Genomic DNA, 24,521 nt, shown 5'->3' with positions numbered 1-24,521 from the left:
CTTGCATCACGCCCTTCAGGACACCCCATGACGCTCACCCACGCCTACGCCGCCACCTCGGCCACCACGCCCCTCGCGCCCTTCAGCTTCGAGCGCCGCACGCCGACTGCGCGCGATGTCGCCATCGACATCCTGCATTGCGGCGTCTGCCACTCCGACCTGCACACCGCGCGCAGCGAATGGGGGCCCGCCAACTACCCGTGCGTGCCGGGCCACGAGATCGTCGGCCGCGTCTCAGCGGTGGGTGACGGTGTCTCCAAGTTCCAGGTCGGCGACGTGGTGGGCGTCGGCTGCATGGTCGACAGCTGCCAGCATTGCCAGCCCTGCAACGATGGCCTGGAGCAGTATTGCGAGAACGGCTTCACCGGCACCTACGACAGCCCCGAGCAGGTTTCGCGCGCCAACACGCTGGGCGGGTATTCCGACCACATCGTGGTGCACGAGAAGTTCGTGCTCCGCGTGTCGCACGACGAAAAGGATCTCGCCGCCGTGGCGCCGCTGCTGTGCGCCGGCATCACCACCTACTCGCCGCTGCGCCAGTGGAAGGTCGGCCCCGGCATGAAAGTCGGCATCGTCGGCCTGGGCGGCCTGGGTCACATGGGTGTAAAGATCGCGGCGGCCATGGGCGCGCACGTGGTGCTCTTCACCACCTCGGCCGGCAAGAAGGCCGACGCGCTGCGCCTGGGCGCCAAGGAGGTCGTGGTCTCGAAGAACGAGGACGAGATGGCAGCCCACGCCAACAGCTTCGACTTCATCCTCAACACCGTGGCCGCACCGCACAACCTCGACGCCTTCCTCGCGCTGCTCAAGCTCGATGGCACGATGACGCTGGTGGGCGCGCCCGGCACACCGCACCCGTCGCCCAACGTGTTCGGCCTGATCATGAAGCGCCGCCGCCTGGCTGGCTCGCTGATCGGAGGTATCCCGGAAACGCAGGAAATGCTCGACTTCTGCGCCGAGCACGGCATCGTCTCGGACATCGAGGTCATTCCAATGGCAGGCATCAACGACGCCTACGAGCGCATGCTCAAGAGCGACGTGAAATACCGCTTCGTGGTCGACATGGCGACAGTTCAGGACGCCGTGGCGGCCTGAACCGTCCGGCGGGACCAACCCGCGCACGGCATCTGCATGCACTCCTTGCGCGACGGTGGCGCTGCAAGTCACTTGCGCTGGCGCGCGAGATGCCGGTAGACCGTGCTGCGATGCACGCCCAACCGCGATGCAGCCGCCGCCACGTCGAAGCCGCAGTCCTGCAGGATCTGATCGATCCGTTGCCGGGTCATCGTCGCCAGAGGCATCGGCGCCGTCCCAGGCAGGTCTGCGTTCGAGCCGATGGCCGTAGGCCCGCCCTGCACGGCCAGCGGCAGATGCGTCAGGCCGACCAGATCGTCCGGGTCGGCCAGCGCCACGAGCGTCTGCAGCACGCTGCGCAGCTCCCGCACATTGCCAGGCCAACGGTAGGCCGTCAGCGCATCCAGCGCATCCGGCTGGAGCTGCAGTCGCTTGCCGCTGCCGCCCAGCTCCGCAAACAGGCGAGTGATGAGTTCACGACGATCGGTGCGCTCACGCAGGGCGGGCAGCGAAGCGCCGAAGCCTGCGACCCGGTACATCAGATCGGCGCGGAAGCGCCCGGCGGCGACCATCGCTGGCAGGTCGGCGTGCGTCGCACAGACCAGGTCGAAATCCACGGCCGCGCTGGGGCCACCGCCAAGCGGAGTCACCACCCGCTCCTCGAGCACACGCAGCAGCCGGCTCTGCAGGCTCAGCGGCATCTCGGCGATCTCGTCGAGAAACAGCAGGCCACCGTCGGCTTCGCGAATCCGTCCGGGCATGCCACGGCGACGCGCGCCCGTGAAGGCGCCCTCGGCATAGCCGAACAGCTCGGCCTCGATCAGCGTCTCGGGCAGCGATGCGCAATCGACCGCCACGAACGGCCCGCCGCTGCGGCGTCCGCCCTGGTGCAGCCGGCGTGCGAACACCTCCTTGCCGCTGCCCGTCTCGCCCGCGATCAGCACCGAGACACCCTGGTTCAGCACGCGCACGGCCTGGCTCAGCAGCGGCAGGACGGCATCGGTGTGCGGGCTTGGCGCGGCGCAACCGATGCCCGGCAGCGCCGCCTGCGCGACGCGATGCGGCCGCGCCTCGGCGCGCGCCGCCCCTTCCATGATGGCGGCGATCTGATCGCCATCGGGCAGCGTGAGCAGGCCGCGTTGTTGTTCGACCCGTGTCCAGCGACGTCCGAGCAGGGATTCGACGTCCTGGTCGAGCAGCTGCTCCCACGACATGCCGAAGAGTTCGAGCGCCACCCGGTTGGCGCCCACGATCTGCCCCTCCAGGACGTGCATCAGCCCCTCGCGTGCGGAGCCGAGCAGCGCCGGGCGGCGATGAAACCGCAGCACCTGACCCTGCGTCTGGCTGCGCATCAGCCGGTGTTCGACCTGCTGCGCCGCCATGCGAACCAAGCCCAATGCATGCTGGTTGATCTGCTGCGGCTCGCCAGAGATGTCCAGGACGCCAGCGATCCCGCCGCGGCTGGTGAAGATGGGTGCTGCCGCGCAGCCGAGCGCGCTGTTCTGCGCGAGGTAGTGTTCTCGCCCCAGCACGGTCAGCGCCTCGCGCTCGGCCAAGGCGGTGCCGATCGCATTGGTGCCGCAGGCGGGCTCCGACCAGTCGACACCCGGCAGCAGCGCGAAACGTTCGGCCTTGGGCAGGAAATCCGGGCTGCCGATCTCTTCCAGGATCAGGCCGTGCGCATCCGTCAGCACGACCACGCAGCCATGGCCGGTGGCGTGCTCGGCCAGCCCTTCGAGTTCGGCCTGTGCGCAGGCGAGCAGGCGCATCGCTTGCTCGCGCCGTTCGTCCAGCATGACACGCCCCATCGGCGCCGGTGCAGCGTGCGCCACCGGTTGACTGCGTCGCCAGGACCTCGAAATGTGCGGCGCGATCCACGGGGCCGGATCGAGCCCCTGTTCGAAGAAGCGTTCGCGCGCCAGTGCAACCTGGCCCGCGCTCGGATGTGTCTCGGTCATGGCCTGTCTCCGACAGAGTCTCTGTTTCGCAGATTGCGACATTCTTGACGCGATATTCGCATGGATATGTCGCAGAACGCGATTGGAAACCATGCCTGGCGCGCGTTCAAGAGGCAAACAGCAGCAAGGGATTCCACCGAGTTCGACGGGTACACGCCTTGCAAACCCACATCGACGCGCCGCATGTCGTGGCGCGCCAATCCAACGGAGACACACATGGACATGCTCGAACCCGGCAAATTCGGAACTGCCGTTCACTTCAAGAAGCGCTACGGTAACTTCATCGGCGGCGAATGGGTCGCACCTTCTGGCGGTCAGTACTTCGAGAACTTCACGCCGGTGACGGGGCAGGCCTTCTGCGAGATTCCGCGCTCCACGGCCGAGGATATCGACCGAGCCCTGGATGCAGCGCACAAGGCCAAGACCGCCTGGGGCAAGACCTCACCGACCGACCGCGCCAACGTCCTGAACCGCATCGCGCAGCGCATCGAGGAAAACCTGCCCATGCTCGCTGCGGCCGAGACCTGGGACAACGGCAAGCCGATCCGCGAGACCACGCTGGCCGACCTGCCGCTGGCGGCCGACCACTTCCGTTACTTCGCGTCGTGCATTCGCGCGCAAGAAGGCGGTATCAGCGAGATCGACCACGAGACCTTCGCCTATCACTTCCACGAACCGCTGGGCGTCGTGGGACAGATCATTCCGTGGAACTTCCCGATCCTCATGGCCGTGTGGAAGCTCGCGCCCGCACTCGCCGCTGGCAACTGCGTGGTGCTCAAGCCAGCCGAGCAGACGCCGGTATCGATCCTCGTGCTCATGGAACTCATCGCCGACCTGCTGCCTCCGGGCGTGCTCAACGTGGTCAACGGTTTCGGGGTGGAAGCGGGCAAACCGCTGGCATCGAGCAACCGCATCGCCAAGATCGCCTTCACCGGCGAGACCGGCACCGGCCGCCTGATCGCGCAGTACGCGAGCCAGAACCTGATTCCCGTCACGCTGGAGCTGGGCGGCAAGTCGCCCAACATCTTCTTCGCCGACGTGATGGACAAGGACGACGGCTTCTTCGACAAGGCGCTCGAAGGCTTCGCGATGTTTGCGTTGAACCAGGGCGAGGTCTGCACCTGCCCGTCGCGCGCGCTGGTGCACGAATCGATCTACGAGCGTTTCATCGAACGGGCGCTGGTGCGCGTGAACGCCATCACGCAGGGCAACCCGCTGGACATGTCGACGATGATCGGTGCGCAGGCCTCCAGCGAGCAGCTCGAGAAGATCCTTTCCTATCTCGACATCGGCAGGCAGGAGGGCGCCCAGGTGCTGACCGGCGGCGCGCGCAAAGTGCTCGAAGGCGACCTGAAGGACGGCTACTACGTGCAGCCGACCGTCTTCAAGGGCCACAACAAGATGCGCATCTTCCAGGAGGAGATCTTCGGCCCGGTGCTGTCGGTCACGACCTTCAAGGACGAGGACGAAGCGCTGGCCATCGCCAACGACACCCTGTATGGGCTGGGCGCCGGCGTCTGGAGTCGCGACGGCAATCGCGCCTTCCGGATGGGCCGCGGCATCCAGGCAGGACGGGTCTGGACCAACTGCTACCACCAGTATCCGGCGCATGCGGCCTTCGGTGGCTACAAGCAGTCGGGCATCGGACGGGAGAACCACAAGATGATGCTCGATCACTATCAGCAGACCAAGAACCTGCTGGTGAGCTACAGCGAGAACAAGCTCGGTTTCTTCTGATCCAGTCCACGGCGTGCGCAAACGCGCCGCATGGCCTTCACCCGTGCCGACAGGAAGGGGTCAGCGCTCGAACAGGCTGCCCCACCCCGTGACGCGGCGCGTGTCGATACCCGCGAGCTGCAGCGCCTTCCACACCACCGTGGCGATCGTGTCGTACACCGGCACGCCGAATTCGGCCTCCAGTTCCGGCACCAGCGGTGCACCGCGCAGGTTGGTGCAGAAGATCGCCACCGCCTGCGGCCGGGTGTCGGCGGGGCCGGCCATCACGTCGCGCACCATGCTGCGGATCTGCGCGTCGTCCACTTCGGAAAAGGAAAAGTTGTCCTGCAGGCCCAGGTGCCGCTCGGCCACGCAGTCGATGCCTTCGGCCGCGTAGTTGCGCACGATGGCGGCCTGCACATCGGCGCGGTAGGGTGATACCAAGCCCAGGCGCTTCACCCCGGTGGCCTGCAGCACCTCGTTGAGCGCCAGCACCGAGGTGCACGCCCTGGCACCCGTCGCGCGCTCGATGGCATCGCACAGCGCGAGGTCCGAGGCAAACCCCAGCCAGCCCGACGAGGTTCCGTTCCAGCCGATCACCTCGCAGCGCGCATGCGACAGCAGTTCGGCCGCCGCCAGGATCTCGCGGTTGTCGAACTGTGCGAGCGCGCCCGCAGACAAGGCGATCTCGGTCACGCGAAAACGGCCGAAATGGGCGCTGACCTCGGGCAGGCCCGCCAGCATGGCCGCTGTGACAGGCTCCAGCGTGGTATTCGATGAGGGGGTCAGCATTCCAAGGAGGGTGCGTGGTGGCATGGTGTTGTCTTTGTTCATATCGCCCGGCTCGCTGCCAGAAACATGCCAGCTCGCACCTATTGGATACGATCGCATGAATTATTTGTATCCACCAGCGCAGCGCTGGCGAGCGTCTTGCTTGGAGAATGGCAGCATCGAGCGACCCTTCATGACCAAATCGAAATCCAGCCCAGCCAAATCCGCCCTGCCGGGCGCACGCAGCGTGGCGGCCAGCCAGGCCGACATCCACCAAAGCATCTACGACGCCATCGTCGAACACCGGCTGCTGCCCGGCACCAAGCTGTCGGAAGAGCGGGTGGCCGAGCTTTTTTCGGTGAGCCGAACGCAGGTGCGGGGCGCGCTGCAGCGGTTGGCGGTCGAGCAGCTGGTCACCCTCATCCCCAATCGCGGCGCCTTCGTGACCACACCGAGCGCCGAAGAAGCGCACGACGTGTTGTCGGTGCGGCGCACGCTGGAGCCTGCGGCCGTGGTGCGGCTGATCGAACGCATCGCCGCGGGCAAGGCCCCCACCGCCGTCAAGCAACTGCGCGCCCTCGTCAAGCGCGAGCAGCAGGCACATGCCCGCGGCGACCGGCGCCAGGCCGTACGGCTGTCAGGCGACTTCCACGTGCTGCTGGCCGAAGTGTCGGGCAGCAGCATTCTCGCGCGGCTGATGCGCGAACTCACGCCGCTGACCTGCCTGGCCATCCTGACCTTCGAGGCGCCCACCGCCGTGGCCTGCCCGAACGACGAGCATGCGTTGCTGATCGACGCCATCGAGGCGGGCGACGCCGCAGGCGCCTCGCGCATGATGATCGATCACCTCAATCACATCGAGAACGCGCTCAAGCTCGATGCGCAGGCCGTGGCCGAAGTCGACCTGGCCGACGTGCTGTTCGGCTGACGCCGCAGCCGCGGGTCAGGCCCGCATCATCGGCGAGAACGGTCCCGTGCCCAGCACCTGCTCGGCATGCCAGGCGAGTTGCAGCACGCGGGCGTCGGCAAAGCGCGGCCCGGCGATCTGCAGACCCACGGGCAGGCCCTGACGACCGGTCCCGCAAGGCAAGGAAAGGGCGGGCACGCTGCCGTAATTGAAGATGGGCGTGAAGGCCGCATGGCCGCGCGGTCCGGCCGGCAGTCCACCGATCTCGCTGGGTCCCAGGCTGCCCACCGGCCAGGCCTCGACCGGACTCGACGGGCACAGCAGCGCATCGCAGCGCGCGAACAGTGCGGTGAAGCTGTCGTGAAAGGCCTCGCGCAGCTTGAGCAGTTCGGTCACGCGCGTAGCCGGCACTTGCAGCCCCAGCTCGATCTGTGCGCCGATGTCCGGGTCGATGCGATCGGGCGTGGCGCGCCAGATCGCGCCAAAGCGCTGCGCCAGCCCCACCTGCTGCAGCGCAATCAACGGGTACTCGCGCGCTTGCGGTGGCCACGCCGGGTCGATGCACTCGATGGCCCAGCCGGCCGCGCGCAGGCGGTCCACGGCCGCCTCCAGCGTGGCGCGGACATCGGCGTCCACCGCCAGTCCGCAGCCCAACTGGGGCGACCAGCCCACGCGCAGCGGCGTCAGCGGCGTCAGCGGCGTCTTCAGCGACGCCAGCGCATCGGGCATGGCGAAGGTGGGCGACGAGCGCGGGTCGGCCGGCACCCAGGCGGTGAGTGCGTCCAGCATGAACGCGACGTCTTCCACATTGCGGCCGATCTGGCCGACCACCGACAGCAGATGGTTGGGGTCGTCGAAGCCCCAGGGGTCCGGCACGCGCCCGAGCGTGGGCTTCATGCCGACCAGGCCCGTGTGCGCGGCAGGCCGGCGCACCGAACCGCCCGCATCGGTGGCCAGCGCAAGCGGGCCGATGCCCGATGCGACGGCAGCGACCGCACCGCCCGACGAACCGCCCGGCGTGCGCTGCAGGTCCCAGGGATTGCGCGTGGTGCCGTGCAGCGGCGTGTCGGTGATGCCCTTGCATGCGAACTCCGAACAGTTGGTCACGCCCAGCGGCACGGCGCCGAGCGCGCGCAGCCGCGCAACGCTCCAGGAATCGCGCGGCGCAACGAACTCCTCGAACACCTTGGAGCCGAAGGTGGCCGGCCGGCCGCCCAGCCAGAGGTTGTCCTTGACCGTGAATGGCACACCGGCCAGCGGCAACTGCTCGCCGGCGGCCAGCCGCGCGTCGACCTCGCGCGCAGCCGCCAGTGGAACGTCGGCATCGAAGTCGGCAAAGGCGTTGAGCTGTGGCTCCAGGCGAACGATGCGTGCGGTCATGGTCTCGGCCACATCCGTGGCGGAAACCGCACGCGCGGCCACCTGCGCGGCCAGGTGGCGGGCGGTCCATTGGTGAATGCTGGAGGTCATCGGGTGATCCTTGAGTCGGCGGGAATGGATGGCTGGATGCACCATCCCCATTATTTTGTATCCAATCTGGTGCGTCACTGCACCGGATTACCACAGCGCACTGCGCTTCGGGAGTTCCTGATGCAAGACTGATTCCAGCCTTCGCGCCATCGAAACCGCCCCGTTCACCTCTGGGGAAAGCAGGTGACCCCATGGGGCTTTCACGCAAATCCATGCAAAGAAAGATTGGATACAAAGTTGGCACACGGATTGCATGGACATTCGCATGCAATCGACCGCCGGACAAAGCCTCACCCTCGACGACATCGTGCACCGCTATGGCGGTTCGCTCGCGGTCGATCACGTCACGCTCGAGGTCGCCGCGGGTGAGCTGGTCGCGCTGCTGGGGCCCAGCGGCTGCGGCAAGACCACGCTGCTGCGCATCATTGCGGGCTTCATCACGCAGACCTCCGGCAAGGTGGTGATCGGCGAGCGCCGCATCGACGACCTGCCGCCCGCGCGCCGCAACGTGGGCATCGTCTTCCAGAACTACGCCCTCTTTCCGCACATGACGGTGGCCGACAACGTCGGCTACGGGCTGGCGGCGCGCGGCACCGACCGCAACGCGGCACGCAAGCGCACCACAGAAATGCTGGAGATGGTGCAGCTGGGCCATCTGGCCGACCGCCTCACCAAACAGCTGTCGGGCGGCCAGCAGCAGCGCGTGGCGCTGGCTCGTGCGCTGGCCATCGAGCCGCGCGTGCTGTTGCTCGACGAACCCTTTTCCGCGCTCGACAAGAGCCTGCGCCTGGACATGCAGATCGAGATCAAGCGCATCCAGCGCGCAGCCGGCACCACGGCCATCATCGTCACGCACGACCAGGAAGAAGCGCTCGGCATGGCCGACCGCGTGGCCGTGCTGAGCCAGGGCCGGCTCGAGCAGTTCGCCGCGCCCTCTGCCGTGTACGACACGCCAGCGACCTACTTCGTCAACCAGTTCGTCGGCACCGCCAACGTGCTGCCCGCCACGCTGGACAGCCTCACGGCCGAAGGCGCCCTGGTGCGGCTGGAAGACGGCACCCTGCTGGCCACCCGCGCGCCGGCCGACCCTGCGCTCGGCCCCGGCAGCCAGGTGGTCGCCTGCATCCGCCCGGAGAACCTGCGTCTGAGCGACACGCCCGCGGGCGCGCTCGAAGGCCAGGTCGAACTCGGCATGCCCCTGGGCGCGACCATCGTCCACGAGATTCGCACCCGCAACGGCCAGCGGCTCAAGCTGTCGGAGCCGCGCGCGCCGGGCACCGGGCCGCGCGACAGCGGTGCTGCCGTGTGGGTGCGACCCGCCTCGCAGGCCAGCGTGACCGTGTTCGCCGCGCCCTGATTTCTTCTCTTCTCTTCTTTTCTCTTCCTCCTTCCACTTCAAGAGGTTCGCCATGCAACTCTCCCGTCGTCAACTGCTCGGCAGCGCGCTCACCCTGAGCGCGATGGAGCTCTTTCCGGGCATCAGCCACGCGCAGGCGCGCAAGCTGGTGTTCGCCACCTTCACCGGCAGCTGGGAAGAGGCGCACCGCGACGTCCTGGTGCCCGCCTTCAAGAAAGCCAGCGGCCAGGACGTGCTGCTCGACGCGATGCTCTCGGTCGACCAGATCGCCAAGGTCTCGGCCGCACGCACCAACCCGCCGATCGACGTGATGCTGCACGATCCGGGTCCGGCACTCACCGCCATCGGGCAGGACCTGGTCGAGCCCTTCCCGGTCGCATCCAGCAAGAACTACAAGGACCTGATCCCCGAGGCGCAGGACCCGATGGGGCCTTCGATGTTCTTCCAGGTCGTGGGCCTGACCTACAACCCAGAGAAGGTCAAGACGCCTCCCACTTCGTGGGCCGACTTGTGGAAGCCGGAGTACAAGGGCCGCGTCGGCATCACCAACCTGAACTCGACACTCGGCACCGGCTTCCTGGTGGAGATCGCGCGCATGCACGGCGGCAACGAAGGCAACGTCGAAGAAGGCTTCAAGGCCATCGACAAGCTCAAGCCCAACCTGGCGGCCGTCGCCGCCAACCCGGGCGCATTGGCCGCACTGTTCCAGCAGGGGCAGATCGACATCAGCCCGGGCAACTTCAATGCGATCCAGATCCTCAAGGCACGCGGCGTGCCGGTGGAATTCGTGGCGCCCAAGGAAGGCGCCATCGCCTTCAAGACCAGCATCCACATCGTCAAGAATTCGCCGAACAAGGCGCTGGCCGCCCAGCTCATCGACGTGGCGCTGTCGCCCGAGGTGCAGGGCAGGCTGATGCAGGCGCCCTACCTGGTGGTGCCGACCAACGGCAAGGTCAAGATGGAGGGCGAGATCGCCAAGGTGCTGGCCAAGGACACGGCCGACATGAAGAAGAAGTTCGTGTTCCAGGACTGGAAGAAGATCAACGAGAACCGCGCCAGCTGGATCGACCGTTTCAATCGCGAGATCAAGGTCTGAGTCCATGAGCACCGCCAGCATCAAGGGCCCACCCGTCACGGGCTACAGCCTTGCGTTCGCCTCGCCGCTGGCGGCGTTCTTCGTGCTGTTCTTCCTCGCGCCGCTGTTGCTGCTGATCGCCATCAGCTTCTACACCACACCCGAGCTCAAGGCCGTCGGCCCGGACCAGTACGTGAAGATCGCGACCGACGGCTTCACGCTGCCGGTGCTGTTCGACACGCTCTGGCTCGGCGTGCAGACCACGCTGCTGTGCCTGGTGCTGGGCTATGCGCTCGCCTGGAGCTACGTGCGCAGCCCCGGCCCCATGCAGAAGGTGCTGATGCTCATCATCGTCATGCCGCTGCTCACCAGCGTGGTGGTGCGCACCTTTGCGTGGGTCGTGATCCTGGGGCGCCAGGGCATCGTGAATTCGGTGCTGCTGGAGTTGGGCTGGATCGAGGGGCCAGTGAAGCTGCTGTACACGCGCGGCGGGCTGATCGTCGCGCTGGCCAACGTGCAGTTGCCGCTGATGGCGCTGCCGCTCATCACCGCGCTGCAGAAGCTCGACCCGAACCTCGAAGACGCGTCGTCGGCGCTCGGTGCAAGTGCCTTGCGCACCTTCGTCAAGATCACCCTTCCGCTGACGCTGCCCGGCATCCTTGCCGGTTGCCTCCTGACCTTCGCGGCCAGCATCACGGCCTTCATCTCGCAGTCGCTCATCGGCGGCGGGCAGATGCTGTTCATGCCGATGTACATCTACCAGCAGGCCTCGTCGCTGCAGAACTGGCCGTTCGCTGCAGCGATCTCGCTGGTGTTCCTGGTCGCGGTGATGGCTTGTGTGACGCTGTTCAACTACCTCGGTCGCTTGAGCCGTGGGCAAGTGGGAAACTGAAATGAGCGCCGGCCGCAAACACGAAGCCTCTAGCATCGCCCTCACTGCCGTGCTGGGCACCATCGCCACATTGGCGACGCTGCTGCTGCTTGCCCCCACGGTCGTGGTGATCGTGCTGTCCTTCACCAACGGCTACTCGCTCAAGTTCCCGCCGCCGGGCTATTCGATGCGCTGGTACGCGTCGCTGCCCGACGCGTTCCAGCTCCAGTACGCAGCGCTCAACAGCCTGAAGGTGGCGAGCGCCTCGACCCTGATCGCCGTGGTGCTCGGTGTCGGGGCCGCCATGGCGATCGCCCGCTCCGAGAAGGCGATGGCGCGCGTCCTTGACGCCTTCTTCATGTCGCCGCTCATCCTGCCCGCGCTGGCCTTTGGCCTCGCCTCGCTCATCTACTTCTCGCGCATCGGCGTCGAGTTGTCGCTATGGACGCTGGTCGTCGGCCACACGGTCGTCGGTGTGCCCTACGTCATCCGCACCACGGTCGCGGCGCTGTCGCAAATGCCGCCCGCGCTGCTCGAAAGCTCGGCCAGCCTGGGCGCAAGCCGCAGCTACACCTTCCGCCGCGTCACGCTGCCGCTGATCGCGCCGGGCATCGCGGCCGGTGCCTTCATCAGCTTCATGTCCTCGTTCGACAACGTGCCGGTGTCGCTCTTCCTGCGCGACGCGTCCACCGACATGCTGCCGATCCGCATGTGGCAGGACCTCGAAGGCCGGCTCGACGTGAGCATCGCGGCCGTCTCCAGCCTGATGGTGCTCGTCACGTTGATCCTGATGATCGTGATGGAGCGCCTGACCGGCATCAGCAAACGCATCCGGTGACGCGCCGGGCCCACCGCGAGGAACGGCATGACCGATCCGATCACCACCAACCATGACTTCGACCTGCTGCTGCTCGACGCGATCGCGCTGACGGCAGACCCGCTGCAGCCCGAGCTTCGCGACTGTGCCATCGGCATCACCGCCGGCCGCATCGCATGGCTCGACCGCCGGCCACCCGAGCGCTACACCGCGGCGCGCACGCTGCGCCTGCCCGGGCACTTCGTCACGCCGGGCTTCGTCAACACGCATACCCACAGCGTGCTGACCATGGTGCGCGGCGTCGCGGCCGACCTGGGTTTCGCGCCGTCGTACACGCCGGGCATTCCCAAGGGCACCAGTGTCACGCCCGCGCAGGCGCGCGCACTGGCACGGCTGGGCGCGCTCGAGGCGCTGCTCTTCGGCTCCACCGTGATCGGCGACAACTTCGTGCACGCCGACGTCGGCACCGAGGCGATGCTCGAGCTCGGCGTACGCCTGTGCCCGAGCTGGCGCATCCACGACGTTGACTTCTCGCGCGTCGCGCATGGCGACTGGCATCACAGCACCGCCATTGGCCGCCGCACGCTCGACGCAGGCCTGGCACTGCAGGCGCGCTGGGCCGGGCATCCGCGTGTGCGCGTGAATCTGGCCGCACATGCGGTCGACACCTGCTCGAACGATTTCCTGCGCGAGATCGCCGCAGCGGCGCAGGCGAAGGACCTGGTCGTCAGCACCCACCTGGGCCAGAGCCGCACCGAGGTCGACCGAGTGAAGGAGCGCACCGGCCGCAGCTCGACCGAGGTGCTGGAGGAGACCGGCCTGCTGAACCACCGCCTGATGGGCGGCCATTGCATCTACGTGAGCGAAAGCGACGTGGCGAAGATGGCCCAGGCCGGTGCGCACGCCGTGCACATCCCCAAGTGCAACGCCACCTCCGGCCGCCTCGCACCCACGCCGATGCTCAAGCGGGCCGGCGTGAACATCGCGCTGGCCACCGACACGCAGCACGGTGACATGGTCGAGCTGATGCGCTGGGCGCTCGTCACCGCGCGCGTGCAGGAAGGCGGCGTCGACGACCACTGGCAGCCGCACCATGTGTTCCACATGACGACGATGGGCGGCGCGCGGGCGCTGGGCATGGCCGACGAGATCGGCAGCCTCGAAGTCGGCAAGGCGGCCGACCTGGTGGTGTTCGACGGCAACCGGCCGCACCTGCGCCCCCACGTCAACCCGCTGGGCAATCTGGTGCACACCGGCCAAGGGCGTGACGTGCAGCTGGTGATGGTCGCAGGCGACATCCTCGTGGAGAACGGCCTGCCCACGCAGGTTGACATGGAAGCCATCTGCGCAGAGGCCGAGGCCGCCGCCCGCGCGCTCTGGGGCGCCGAGGGCAAGCCCTACTGGCGCTGAGACCGGTGCGGCGCCCGCCCCCACAGCGTGCATGGCGCACCATCAAACGACACTTTGTATCCAATCTGATCCTGTAGATTGGATACAGTCTGGCACAGCACTTGCTGCATCTGCGGAAGGCGGCGCCACTTCAGTCGTCCATCCACACTCTCCGAGGAACCCGAATGTTCAGATCCATTGCGAAATTCGTGCTGGCGGTGGCCGCCGTGCTGCCCCTGGCCAGCCAGGCCCAGGGCACGCCCGAGATCAAGCTCGGCTATGCCAAGTGCGCGCACTGCACCCCGTTGTCGCTCACGCCGCAGAACGCCGTCAACGTGAAACTCGAAGCCATTGGCTTCAACACCGGCAACGACGTGCTGACCGCGCTGCTGTCCAAGAGCATCGACGTGGCCCAGGTCACCTACCTGCACTACGCCACCGCACTCGACAAGGGCTTCGACGTGGTCGCCATCTCGGGCCAGGTCAATGGCGGCTCGCAGATCCTGGTGGGCAACGACCTGCCCATCAAGGAAAACGACTGGGCCAGCCTGAAGAAGGTCATCGCCGACTACAAGGCGGCCGGCAAGCCCTTCCGCGTGGCGGCCTCGCGCGGCAACGCGCAGGACATCCACATGCGCGGCGCCTTTGCCAAGCAGGGCATTGACGTCAACAAGGACGTGCAGTTCATCAATATCCCGAACCCATCGGACCACGTGCAGGCGCTGCGCCGCGGCGAGGTGGAGCTCATCTGCTCGGTCGACCCCTTCGCCACGCAGATCCGCCAGCTCGGCGCCGCCAAGTTCTTCGCCTACCCTTACGACCAGGCCGCAGGCAAGCTCACCAACCTGATCGTCACGCGCTCCGACGTGATCGCGAGCAAGCCGAAGGCCGTCGAAGAAACCGTGCGCTCGATCATCAAGGTCAACGACATGATGGTCGCCGACAAGGGCCTGTTCGTCGACACCATCCAGAAGGTCACCGGCCTGGACAAGGCGATCGCCGCAGGCGCCGTCGAGAACCTGTACCCCGACTACAAGATGTACCGCGGCCCGGCGGTCGCCATCGGCGCGATGATGCGCGACCTGAAGTACATCAACTCCGACGTGTCGGCTGCGATCGAGAAGAACATGGACTACCGCTTCCTCGAGGCCGCCACGGGCAAGCCCAAGTCGGCGCTAGGTTACTGAGGCCGCAACGTGATGGCAGGCACCTCTTTCCTCGGCAGCTTCTACCGCCGCATCGAGCGCGCCATCGTGCCGGTGCTGCTTCTCGTCGGTTGGGAGGTGTTTTCCCGTTCCGGCGTCCTGCCGCGCGCCTTGCTTCCGGCACCGTCGCAGGTGCTGGTGGCCTGGGCCGACTGGATCTTCGCGACCGATGGAAACACCCAGAGCTACAGCGGCCACTGGATCATGGACACGGCCGCCAGCGCAACGCGCGTGTTCTCGGGCTTCGCGCTGGCCACCGTGCTGGGCGTGGGCATCGGCATGGCGATCGGCTGGTCGCGCACTGTCGAGAAGCTGATCGAGCCGGTGCTGCAGGTGCTGCGGCCGGTGCCACCGGTGTCGTGGATTCCGCTGGCCATCATCTGGTTCGGCATCGCCGACAAGCCGGCCATCTTCCTGGTGTTCCTCGGCTCTTTCTTCCCGGTGCTGCTGAGCACCATCCACGGCGTGAAGACGGTCGACCGCAACCTGCTGCGCGCGGGCGCGATGGCCGGCGGCACGCCGCAGAAGCTGCTGACGCACATCGTTTTTCCGGCCGCGCTACCGAGCATCTTCTCGGGCCTGCGCATCGCCATCGGTTCGGCCTGGATGCTCACCGTCACCGCCGAGATGGTCGCGGTGAAGAGCGGTGTCGGCTATGTGCTGTGGGATTCCTATTACTTCCTGCGCTACGACCTCGTGATCGCGGCCATGGTCAGCATCGGCCTGCTGGGCTACCTCAGCGACCTCGTCATCAAGCTGGTGGCTGCGCGCGTTCTGCGCTGGCAACGCGGCTCCACCCTGCAAGCCAAGGAAGGCTGATCTCATGGCACTCATCACCATCGACCGCGTCTCGCGCCTGTTCAACGACCCCAAGCGGAACACCACAGTCAAGGCGCTCGACGACATCAGCCTGAGCGTGGGCCGCAACGAATTCCTCTGCCTGCTCGGGCCGAGCGGCTGCGGCAAGTCGACCTTGCTCAACATGATCGCGGGCTTCGACAAGCCCAGCAGCGGCACGGTCTCGGTCGGCGGCCAGGTCGTGAGTGCGCCGGGCTCCGACCGCGGCTTCGTCTTCCAGCAGCCCACGCTGATGCCCTGGCTCACCGTCTGGGAGAACGTGGCCTTCCACCTCACGATGCGCGGCATGGACAAGCGCGAGCGCCGCGAGAAGGCGCAGCGCTTCATCGACATGGTGCGGCTCACCGGCTTCGAGAACCATTTCCCGAGCGAACTGTCGGGCGGCATGAACCAGCGCGTGGGCATCGCCCGCGCCCTGCTCATGAACCCCGAGGTGATCCTGATGGACGAGCCCTTCGGCGCGCTCGACGAGCAGACCAAGATGGAAATGCACGCCGAGCTGGTGCGCATCTGGCGCGAAAGCCAAAGCACCATCGTCTTCGTGACGCATGGCATCGATGAGTCGCTGGCGCTCGGCACGCACGTGGCCGTGATGTCGGCGCGGCCCGGCCGCATCCGCGAGCTGATACCGATCGACCTGGCGCGCCCCCGCGATGCGACCAGCCCGCAGTTCAACGACTACAAGCGCCACATCCTGAATCTGCTGCGCCCCGAGGCGCTTGCAGCCTAAGATGAAGCTCACCCCCAGTCTTCGCGCACTTCGTGTCGCTTCGCCACCCCCCTTTCAGGGGGCAACACCGGCGGCCCGGCAAAGCCGGTTCCGCGGTGGTCCTGGCCTTGCGTACGTCGGTTTCATGCGTCGCGGATCACAGCACAGCCCGCTGAGAAGCTGACATGCCAAATGTCTTAATTACCGGTGCAAGCGGCTTCGTGGGCCTGGCGCTCACGGAGCATCTGCTCGCGCGCGGCGACCACGTCATCGGCTACGACCTCGCGCCACCGCCCACTGCCGCGTTGTGCGCCTTCGCAGCGCTGCCGGGCCGTTTCGCTGCGATCGGCGGCGATGTGCGCGATTCGGAGATGCTGGGCCGCGCGATGCGCATGCATCACGTCGACCGGGTGGTGTTGCTGGCCGCGATCACGGCCGATGCTGGGCGCGAGTGCGCCATGCCGCAGGCAATCTTCGAGGTGAATGTCGGTGGCGTACTCGCAGCGCTGAACGCTGCGGCCACGGCGCGAAAGCCGCGTGTGCTGCTGGGCAGCTCGGGCTCTGTGTACGGCGCCAGCGGGCGCACCGCTGCGCTGCTCGACGAGGTCGACACGCCCCCACAGCCCGAAGGGCTCTACGGTATCTCGAAGCAGACGGCCGAATCGGCCGCACTGCGGCTGGCTTCGCTGCACGGCATCGACCTGCGCATCGGACGGCTCGGTACCTGCTTCGGACCGTGGGAATCGGAAACCGGCGTGCGCGACACGCTGAGCGCGCCCTACCAGGTGCTGCAGCACGCGCACAGTGCCCGCGCCGTCCGGCTGCCACGCGACAGCAGGCGGGACTGGCTCTACGTGCGCGATGCCGCAGCGGCACTGACTGCACTGCTCGACCATGCATCGCCGACCTCGCCGGTCTACAACCTCGCGGCCGGCTTTCAGTGGTCGATGACGCAGTGGTGCCAGCAGGTCGCCGAATGGCAGCCCGGATTCGACTGGCGCATCGCACAGCCGGACAGAGACGACGAACAAGCCAACGTCTCGTACTACGCACCTTACGACCGCGCGCCGATGTCGATCGAACGGCTGCGGGCCGACACCGGCTTCGCGCCACGCTTCGACCTGCCCGCGGCCTCGGCCGATTTCCACGCCTGGCTGCAGGCTGCGCACCATGTCTGAACTCGCCGCCCTTCTCCCCGTCGACGCCCGCCGCATGCAAGGCCACATCTGCATCGTCACCGGTGCCGCATCGGGCATCGGCCGCGCGATCGCACGGCTGCTCGCGCGCCATGGCGCGACGGTGGTGATTGCCGACATCGGCACCGAGGTCATCGAAGGCGGCGAGCCCACGGCCGAGCTGATCGCGTCAGAAGGCGGCAGCGCCGAGTTCGTTCGCACCGACGTGGCCGACAGCGCCCAAGTCGATGCGCTCGTCGCGGGTACCGTGGCGCGCCATGGCCGACTGGACCTGCTGGTCAACAACGCCTGCATCCGCCATGCGCGCCCGCTGCTCGAACTCGACGAGGCCGACTGGCAGCGCGTGCTCGACGTGAACCTCGGCGGCGTGTACCGCTGCTGCCGCGCGGCGGTGCGTCAGATGGTCACGCAGGACGCCACGGACGAGGTGCGCGGGCGCATCGTCAACCTCTCCTCGCAGCACGGCATGATCGCCGCGCCCGGCGACCTGGCCTATGGCACCAGCAAGGCCGGCATCGCCTACCTCACGCGCCAGGTCGCGACCGACTACGCCGCGCAGGGCATCGTCTGCAACGCGGTTGCGCCCGGCAAGATCCAGACCGGCGCGGGCGGCCGCGCGGTCGACCCCCACGTGCTGGAGCGTGCGCACCGCCGCACACCCTGGCCCCGACTCGGCCGCCCCGACGATGTGGCGCAGGCCGTTCTTTTCCTCGCCAGCAGCGACGCCAGCTTCATCACCGGCGCCGAACTGATGGTCGATGGCGGCTGGATGGCCGCCTGAACCACGCAACCCTCACCCACAGAGACACCATGACCGACTTCGACCTTGTCGTGCGCAACGCGCGCGTTGTCACCGCCTCCGACACCTTCGACTGCGACATCGGCATCGCCGACGGCCGCATCGTGCAACTGGGCGCCCGGCTGGGCGCCGGTGCGCGCGAGATCGACGCGGCAGGCCGTGCCGTGACGCCCGGCGGCGTCGACGCGCACTGCCACCTCGACCAGCCGATGGCGCCGCCCACGCGCAACGCCGACGACTTCAACACCGGCACGCGCTCGGCGGCCTGCGGTGGCACGACCACCGTGATTCCCTTTGCCGCACAGCAGAAGGGCCAGTCGCTGCGAGCCGCGGTGGAGGACTATCGCCAGCGTGCCGCAGGCAAGGCGCATGTCGACTATGCCTTCCACCTGATCGTGAGCGACCCAACGCCCACGGTGCTGAAAGAAGAGCTGCCCGCACTGATCAAGGAAGGCTTCACCTCGTTCAAGATCTACATGACCTACGACGATATGAAGCTCGACGATGGCCAGATCCTCGACGTGCTGTCCGTGGCCCGCGAGCACGGGGCGATGGCCATGCTGCATGCGGAAAATTCCGACTGCATCGAATGGCTGACCAAACGCCTCGAAGCAGCCGGCCGCACCGCGCCGCGCTTCCATGCGCACTCACGGCCGATGCTGGTCGAGCGCGAAGCCACGCACCGTGCCATCGCGCTGGCCGAGCTGGTCGACGTGCCGATCCTCATCGTCCACGTGTCGGGCCGCGAGGCGGTCGAGCAGATCCGCTGGGGCCGCGCGCACGGGCTCAACATCTTTGCCGAAACCTGCCCGCAGTACCTGTTCCTCACGGCCGAAGACCTCGGCATCGACGACAGCTACAAGGGCGCCAAGTGCGTGTGCAGCCCGCCGCCGCGCGACAAGGCGAACCAGCAGGTGATCTGGGATGGCCTGAACGACGGCCTGTTCACCGTGTTCTCGTCGGACCATGCGCCCTTCAAGTACGACGCGCCGGAAGGCAAGAAGCCCGGCGGCGAAGAGGTCGCCTTCCGCCACATTCCGAACGGCATTCCGGGCCTGGAGACGCGCATGGCGCTGCTCTGGTCCGAAGGGGTGCTGGCCGGCCGCATGACGGAAAACCGCTTCGTCGAGCTGACCGCCACCGGCCCTGCGAAGGCGTATGGCCTGCATCCGAAGAAGGGCACGATCGCCGTCGGCGCCGATGCCGACCTGGTGATCTGGGACGAACGTGAGTTCGTGCTGAAGAACGAGCAGCTGCATCACGAGGTCGACTACACGCCCTACGAAGGCATGACGCTGAAGGCCTGGCCCGGCGTGACGCTCGCGCGCGGCGAAGTGGTGTGGGACGGCAGTTTCCACCCACAACCCGGCCGCGGCGAACTGCTGGTCTGCGGCATCCCGACCTTGATGCCACGTCGCCGCTGAGCGAACATCGCCCGCCATGCGCCTGCTCGTCATCAACCCCAACATTTCCGAGAGCGTCACCGCACTGATCGAGGCCGAGGCGCGGCGCACCGCATCGCCGGGCACGCAGATCACGATGCAGACGGCGCCCTTCGGCGTGGCCTACATCGAGACCCGCTTCGAGGCGCTCATCGGCGCCTACGCCTGCGCGCAGCTCGCGGCCGAGCACCATGTCGGCCACGATGCGGTGATCCTCGCGGCCTTCGGCGACCCGGGGCTCGCGGGCATCCGCGAGGCGATGCCGATCCCGGTGCTCGGCATGACTGAATCGGCGCTTGCCACCGCCTGCCTGCTGGGCCATCGCTTTTCGATCATCGCGATCTCCCAACGCATCCAGGCCTGGTACCGCGAGGTGGTCGAGGCGAACGGGCTGGTCGGCCGACTGGCCAGCATCCGCGCGCTCGACCGGCCGCTGGCCAGCATCGGCAACGTGCAGGGCGAACACGAAGCAGCGCTGCTGGCACTGTGCGAGCGCGCCGTGCAAGAAGACGGCGCCGAGGTCATCGTGCTGGCCGGTGCGCCACTGGCAGGCCTGGCGCGCGCGCTGCACGGCCGACTGCCGGTGCCGGTGGTCGACGGCGTGTCGAGCGCGGTGCGCCACGCGGAAAGCCTCGTCGCGCTGCAACCCGGAAAGGCCGCCGCCGGCAGCTTTGCACCACCGCCCCTCAAGCCGAACCGCGGCCTGCCGGACGCGCTGGCACGGCTGCTCGACCGCCGGATGCCTTCTTGAGCAGCGCCATCGCGCGCACGCTGCCGGCCATGACGGCCGTGCAGGCGATGGTCGCCATGGGCGTCTTTGCACTGTCGGTGCTGGCGCCGCAGTTGGGCGTCGACGTGCAGTCGCTCGGCATCCTGGGCAGCGTGATGTTCGGCATCGGCGCGCTCTCCTCGGTGACCGCGGGCTGGCTGATACGCCGCTTGGGCGACCTGCAGCTTGCCGGGCTCTGCATGGCCGCGGTCACGCTTGCAATGACGTGCCTGTCGGTCGAAGCGCTGGGCGTCGGCCCTGCGCGATGGTCGTCCTGGCCCGCCGTGCTGCTGCTGGGCTTCGCCTTCGGCCCCGAGACACCGGCCAGCGCTTCGGTGCTGGCGCGCGTGACGCCGCTGGCGCGGCGGCCGTGGATCTTTTCGGTGCGCCAGACCGGCAACCAGATCGGCGCCATCGCCGGTTCGCTGCTGTTGCCGCTGCTGCTGGTGCAGCATGCGGCCTGGCCCTTTGCACTGGTGGCGGTGCTGGCGCTGGCGGTGGGCCTGTGGTGCATCGGCCTGGTTCGCAGCGACGGCGGCGCGCCAACCCTCGCAGCCACCAGCGACGGCAGCGGCCTGGCCGAACTGGTGGCATCGCCAGCGCTGCGCCTGCTGACGTTCACCATGGTCGTCTACATGGCCACACAGGTGAGCCTCAACTTCTTCTCGATGAGTCATGCCGTGCATCACTGGCAGTTGCCGGTGCCCGCGGCAGCGGGCTGGCTGGCGCTGATGCAGGGTGCAGGCCTCGTCGGCCGGCTGCTGTGGGGCCGCGTGGCGCAACGCCCCGGCATGCCGACCCTGCATTTGCTGGGCGGGCTGGGTCTGGCAATGGGTGCCGCCGGCCTGTTGCTCTTCCTGTGGCCCGGCACGCCGCCGCCGGCGGCACTGGGCGTGCTCTTCATGCTGGTCGGCCTGAGCGCGAGCGGCTGGAACGGCGTGATGATTGCCGAGCTCGCGCGCATCGCCGGACCGGCACGCGCCGGCGCCGTGACGGGTGCCGCGCTGCTGTTCAGCTACACGGGCATCGCCATCGCGCCGCTGACGTTTGCGGCGCTGGGCAAGGCCTTCGGCACCCCCATTGCTTTCGCGGCCCTGCTGACGGCCACGAGCATCATGGGCCTCCTGCTGCTGCGCCGCCCGCTGCATCCGCCGAATCCGTTGCAGCGCCCACCCCGCTGAGCCTACGGCTGAGCCCACCGCGGCACCTGAGCGGCGCGTCGACGGCGCACGCGACATCCGCCGACAGCCAGGCGGCGGCTTATCCCGTACGGTACGCACGCATGACCACCACCGTGCATCACTCCGACATTCCCGCTCGGCTCGACCGGCTGCCCTGGTCGCGCTGGCATTGGCGGGTGGTGATCGCGCTCGGCGTGGCCTGGGTGCTCGACGGCCTGGAAGTGACGCTGGTCGGCTCCATCGGCGGCGTGCTGGAACGCGGCGACACGCTCGGCCTGACCGCGGCCCAGGTGGGCGCGTCGGGCTCGCTCTACATCGGCGGCGCCGTGGTGGGCGCGCTGATCTTCGGCCGACTGGCCGACCGGCTGGGCCGCAAGCGGCTGTTCCTGATCACGCTGGCGGTGTACACCGCGGCCACGCTCGCGACCGCCTTTTCGCCCCACTTCGCGTTCTTCGCGGTGTGTCGCTTCATCACCGGTGTGGGCATCGGCGGCGAGTACGCGGCCATCAATTCGGCCATCGACGAGCTGATTCCGGCGCGCGTGCGCGGCCGCGTGAACCTGGCGATCAACGGCAGCTTCTGGCTGGGTGCGGCGCTCGGTGCCGGCCTGAGCCTGGTGCTGCTCGACCCGCAGGTGCTGGGCCCCGTGTGGGGCTGGCGCGCCGCCTTTGCGCTGGGCGGCGCGCTCGCCATCGCCATCCTGCTGGTGCGGCGCGATGTGCCGGAGAGCCCGCGCTGGCTGATTTCGCACGGGCGCGCCGACGAGGCCGAGCGGGTGGTGCGCGACATCGAGGCCCAGGTCGAAGCGCAGCACGGCCCGCTGCCCGTGGCCGTCGGATCGGTCGCTTACCGCGAACGGCACAGCCCGACGCTGCGCGAGATCGCACAGGTGCTGCTGCACCGCTACCGCCAGCGCAGCATCGTCGCGCTGGCGCTGATGGTCTCGCAGGCCTTCTTCTACAACGCGATCTTCTTCACCTACGCACTGGTGCTCACGCGCTTCTACGGCGTGCCGGAAGGTCGCGTGGCGCTGTACATCTTTCCGTTTGCGCTCGGCAATGTGCTCGGGCCGCTGCTGCTCGGCCCGCTGTTCGACCGCGTGGGCCGGCGCCGCATGATCGCCCTGACCTATGTGCTCTCGGGTGTCGGCCTTGGCATCACGGGCTGGGCCTTCATGCAGGGCTGGCTCGATGCGATGAGTCAGGCACTGGCCTGGTCGGCCGTGTTCTTTCTCGCATCGGCCGCGGCGAGTTCGGCCTACCTCACCGTGAGCGAGGTGTTTCCGCTGGAGATGCGTGCCCTGGCCATCTCGCTGTTCTATGCAGTGGGCACCGGTGCGGGCGGATTCGTCGCACCCTGGCTTTTTGGCACCCTCATCGCCACGGGTGACCGCAGCGCAGTGGCTGTAGGCTATGCGATTGGCGCCGTGCTGGTGATCGCAGCCGGGCTGCTTGCATGGCGCTATGGCGTGGACGCGGAACGGCGCGCGCTCGAAGACATCGCACCGCCCATGAGCACGCACGACACGGCAACCACTGGAACCGCGCGAAAGGGACACGACGCATGACAACACCGCTGGCGCTCTGGTTCGGCTTGCTGAGCCCGGTGTGCGCCGTCAGCCTGCTCATGAGCCTGGTGCGGCCGCAGTGGTTCCGCTTCAACGGCAAGACGCCGTCGCGCTGGAAGATCGGCGGTCTCTGGGGACTGCTGGTGATCGTGTGTGCCCTCGGCGCGCTGTCGCAAGACGGCAGGCGCACCACCGAGGTCCCCACCACCACCACCGAGAGCGCAACGACCTCGGACACGGTGATGATGCCCATGGACATCGCCTTGCCGCAGGAAAGCCAGGCGACTCGCGATGTCGAGCAGGCAGAGCAGGAGGCCGAACGGCTGCTGCAGGAAGCTCGGGAGCCGCAGGACAGCGTGATGGATGCAGCCAAGCCTCCACCCCCTTATCCCTATCCCCCCGCAGCGTCGATCGTGCCGGGTCCGGTCCATTCGGAACGCAAGACTGAGCGCAAGGCGCCGAAGTAGGTTCGAAGTCCCAGCATTCTGCAGAGGCGCGCGACAGCTCATCCGCGACGAACACACGAAGCTTCCAGGAGAAACGGCATGCAGATCATCCCCGTCGATCTCAGCGAGAAACTGCCATTCAAAACAGTCAATACCTTCACCTGTGTCCGTCTGAGCGACATCGCGTCGCTGGCCGAGGTGCTGGCCTGCCTGGAAGACCTCCCGCCAGCGCGAGCCGGGTCACCGCTTCCTGTGCACGCTCGACGATCCGGGCCAGTGCTGCTATACGAGCATGCACGCCAGCAACCACGAGCTGCTCCAGCCCGCGGACGACGGCCCGGAGGCCGAGGTGGACTACGACGATCCGGTGTCCGTTCACGCCTCCGAGGCCCGGCAGCTTGCGCACGTGCAGGCGCAGCTCGACGTGTCCGCGTTGCAGCAGGACTGGCGTGCCTTGGCACAGGCGCGGCTGAGTTCACAGGCCGACGTGGAGGCGCTGGTCGCGATGAACCGCGACCCCGATCAGCTGCTGGCCAACGACGACAACGTCTACGTGCAGCGCCTGCCTGTGGCCCGCGACGACCTGCTCATCGCTGGCCTGCCCAACGGCTACTTCTCGGCCGACTGGAACGTGTTCCAGAACCACGCGCTCATCCGCCAGCTCGAGGCCACGCACGGCTACCGCTTTTTCGGCATCGGTGCCTCATGGCTGGGCTTCGTGCGCAGGCAAGCGCCCGACGAGAAGGCGGCCCGCCAACTCGTGCGCGACCTCGCGATGATTTACCCCTCCGAGGATGCGGACGCAGCGGCGGCGGCATGGAACGCGCTCGCGTTGCTGTTGACGGGGCGCCGCACGCTGTTGCTGGGCTATACGGAGAACTTTGCCGATTAGGTTGGCCAGACCGGCGCTCGTACGGGCCGAGGCCTGCGCCTGGGTAGCGAG

The 24,521-nt window shown here is 67.7% G+C and carries 22 protein-coding genes; 19 read left to right on the top strand and 3 right to left on the bottom strand.

Annotation, left to right across the window (positions count from 1 at the left end):
• The first annotated feature begins 27 nt into the window (after positions 1-27).
• Positions 28-1,095 carry an NAD(P)-dependent alcohol dehydrogenase gene (locus J2W36_RS01125; RefSeq protein WP_307687814.1) on the top strand — a complete coding sequence of 356 codons (1,068 nt, stop codon included), beginning with the start codon at positions 28-30 and terminating at the stop codon, positions 1,093-1,095.
• Positions 1,096-1,163: 68 nt separating this feature from the next.
• Here the strand turns inward: J2W36_RS01125 and J2W36_RS01120 are convergent, their stop codons facing one another.
• On the bottom strand, positions 1,164-3,032 hold the full coding sequence (locus tag J2W36_RS01120; protein WP_307687813.1) for a sigma-54-dependent Fis family transcriptional regulator: 1,869 nt from the start codon (positions 3,030-3,032) through the stop codon (positions 1,164-1,166).
• Positions 3,033-3,248: 216 nt separating this feature from the next.
• Here J2W36_RS01120 and adh point away from each other — a divergent pair, with 216 nt between their 5' ends.
• Positions 3,249-4,769 (top strand): aldehyde dehydrogenase, encoded by a 1,521-nt coding sequence (gene adh / locus J2W36_RS01115; protein ID WP_307687812.1) that lies wholly within the window; start codon positions 3,249-3,251, stop codon positions 4,767-4,769.
• 60 nt (positions 4,770-4,829) lie between these two features.
• Here the strand turns inward: adh and J2W36_RS01110 are convergent, their stop codons facing one another.
• Positions 4,830-5,564, bottom strand: coding sequence for a maleate cis-trans isomerase family protein (locus J2W36_RS01110; protein WP_307687811.1), 735 nt, complete (start codon positions 5,562-5,564; stop codon positions 4,830-4,832).
• A 148-nt stretch (positions 5,565-5,712) separates the two neighbouring features.
• On the opposite strand from J2W36_RS01110, the gene J2W36_RS01105 reads away from it, so the two are divergent.
• Complete coding sequence (locus J2W36_RS01105) at positions 5,713-6,447, top strand: GntR family transcriptional regulator (RefSeq protein WP_307687810.1); 735 nt, start codon at positions 5,713-5,715, stop codon at positions 6,445-6,447.
• A gap of 15 nt (positions 6,448-6,462) precedes the next feature.
• Here J2W36_RS01105 and J2W36_RS01100 read toward each other — a convergent pair whose 3' ends face one another.
• On the bottom strand, positions 6,463-7,896 hold the full coding sequence (locus J2W36_RS01100; RefSeq protein ID WP_307687809.1) for an amidase: 1,434 nt from the start codon (positions 7,894-7,896) through the stop codon (positions 6,463-6,465).
• Positions 7,897-8,161: 265 nt separating this feature from the next.
• Here J2W36_RS01100 and J2W36_RS01095 point away from each other — a divergent pair, with 265 nt between their 5' ends.
• From J2W36_RS01095 to J2W36_RS01020, 16 genes are all read left to right on the top strand, one after another.
• Positions 8,162-9,253 (top strand): ABC transporter ATP-binding protein, encoded by a 1,092-nt coding sequence (locus J2W36_RS01095; protein ID WP_307687808.1) that lies wholly within the window; start codon positions 8,162-8,164, stop codon positions 9,251-9,253.
• 52 nt (positions 9,254-9,305) lie between these two features.
• A complete protein-coding gene (locus J2W36_RS01090) occupies positions 9,306-10,349 on the top strand; it encodes an ABC transporter substrate-binding protein (RefSeq protein WP_307687807.1) in 1,044 nt (347 codons plus the stop codon).
• Between the two features lie 4 nt (positions 10,350-10,353).
• On the top strand, positions 10,354-11,220 hold the full coding sequence (locus tag J2W36_RS01085; protein ID WP_307687806.1) for an ABC transporter permease: 867 nt from the start codon (positions 10,354-10,356) through the stop codon (positions 11,218-11,220).
• A gap of 1 nt (position 11,221) precedes the next feature.
• The gene (locus J2W36_RS01080; RefSeq protein ID WP_307687805.1) at positions 11,222-12,037 is read left to right on the top strand and encodes an ABC transporter permease; all 816 of its coding nucleotides are present in this window, start codon (positions 11,222-11,224) and stop codon (positions 12,035-12,037) included.
• Positions 12,038-12,064: 27 nt separating this feature from the next.
• Positions 12,065-13,426 carry an amidohydrolase family protein gene (locus tag J2W36_RS01075; protein ID WP_307687804.1) on the top strand — a complete coding sequence of 454 codons (1,362 nt, stop codon included), beginning with the start codon at positions 12,065-12,067 and terminating at the stop codon, positions 13,424-13,426.
• A gap of 164 nt (positions 13,427-13,590) precedes the next feature.
• Positions 13,591-14,592 (top strand): ABC transporter substrate-binding protein, encoded by a 1,002-nt coding sequence (locus tag J2W36_RS01070; RefSeq protein WP_307687803.1) that lies wholly within the window; start codon positions 13,591-13,593, stop codon positions 14,590-14,592.
• 12 nt (positions 14,593-14,604) lie between these two features.
• Positions 14,605-15,429 (top strand): ABC transporter permease, encoded by an 825-nt coding sequence (locus tag J2W36_RS01065; RefSeq protein ID WP_307687802.1) that lies wholly within the window; start codon positions 14,605-14,607, stop codon positions 15,427-15,429.
• 4 nt (positions 15,430-15,433) lie between these two features.
• Positions 15,434-16,198: an ABC transporter ATP-binding protein gene (locus J2W36_RS01060; protein WP_307687801.1), complete on the top strand. Its 765-nt coding sequence runs from the start codon at positions 15,434-15,436 to the stop codon at positions 16,196-16,198.
• 164 nt (positions 16,199-16,362) lie between these two features.
• Entirely contained in the window at positions 16,363-17,355 is a 993-nt protein-coding gene (locus J2W36_RS01055) for an NAD-dependent epimerase/dehydratase family protein (RefSeq protein ID WP_307687800.1), read from the top strand.
• Positions 17,348-18,154: an SDR family NAD(P)-dependent oxidoreductase gene (locus tag J2W36_RS01050; RefSeq protein ID WP_307687799.1), complete on the top strand. Its 807-nt coding sequence runs from the start codon at positions 17,348-17,350 to the stop codon at positions 18,152-18,154. The genes J2W36_RS01055 and J2W36_RS01050 overlap by 8 nt, the downstream gene beginning before the upstream one ends.
• A 29-nt stretch (positions 18,155-18,183) precedes the next feature.
• Positions 18,184-19,596 (top strand): dihydropyrimidinase, encoded by a 1,413-nt coding sequence (hydA, locus tag J2W36_RS01045; RefSeq protein WP_307687798.1) that lies wholly within the window; start codon positions 18,184-18,186, stop codon positions 19,594-19,596.
• Positions 19,597-19,612: 16 nt separating this feature from the next.
• Positions 19,613-20,365 carry an aspartate/glutamate racemase family protein gene (locus J2W36_RS01040; RefSeq protein ID WP_307687797.1) on the top strand — a complete coding sequence of 251 codons (753 nt, stop codon included), beginning with the start codon at positions 19,613-19,615 and terminating at the stop codon, positions 20,363-20,365.
• The gene (locus J2W36_RS01035; protein WP_307687796.1) at positions 20,362-21,564 is read left to right on the top strand and encodes an MFS transporter; all 1,203 of its coding nucleotides are present in this window, start codon (positions 20,362-20,364) and stop codon (positions 21,562-21,564) included. Before J2W36_RS01040 ends, J2W36_RS01035 begins: the two co-directional genes overlap by 4 nt.
• Positions 21,565-21,665: 101 nt before the next feature.
• Positions 21,666-23,132: an MFS transporter gene (locus J2W36_RS01030; protein ID WP_307687795.1), complete on the top strand. Its 1,467-nt coding sequence runs from the start codon at positions 21,666-21,668 to the stop codon at positions 23,130-23,132.
• The gene (locus J2W36_RS01025; RefSeq protein WP_307687794.1) at positions 23,129-23,599 is read left to right on the top strand and encodes a hypothetical protein; all 471 of its coding nucleotides are present in this window, start codon (positions 23,129-23,131) and stop codon (positions 23,597-23,599) included. Before J2W36_RS01030 ends, J2W36_RS01025 begins: the two co-directional genes overlap by 4 nt.
• Positions 23,600-23,870: 271 nt before the next feature.
• The gene (locus tag J2W36_RS01020) at positions 23,871-24,470 is read left to right on the top strand and encodes a hypothetical protein (protein ID WP_307687793.1); all 600 of its coding nucleotides are present in this window, start codon (positions 23,871-23,873) and stop codon (positions 24,468-24,470) included.
• Positions 24,471-24,521 lie beyond the last annotated feature (51 nt).

Source organism: Variovorax ginsengisoli, from assembly GCF_030811835.1.
Classification (GTDB): Bacteria; Pseudomonadota; Gammaproteobacteria; order Burkholderiales; family Burkholderiaceae_C; genus Variovorax; species Variovorax ginsengisoli_C.
This window is presented reverse-complemented; position numbering and strand designations above follow the sequence as displayed.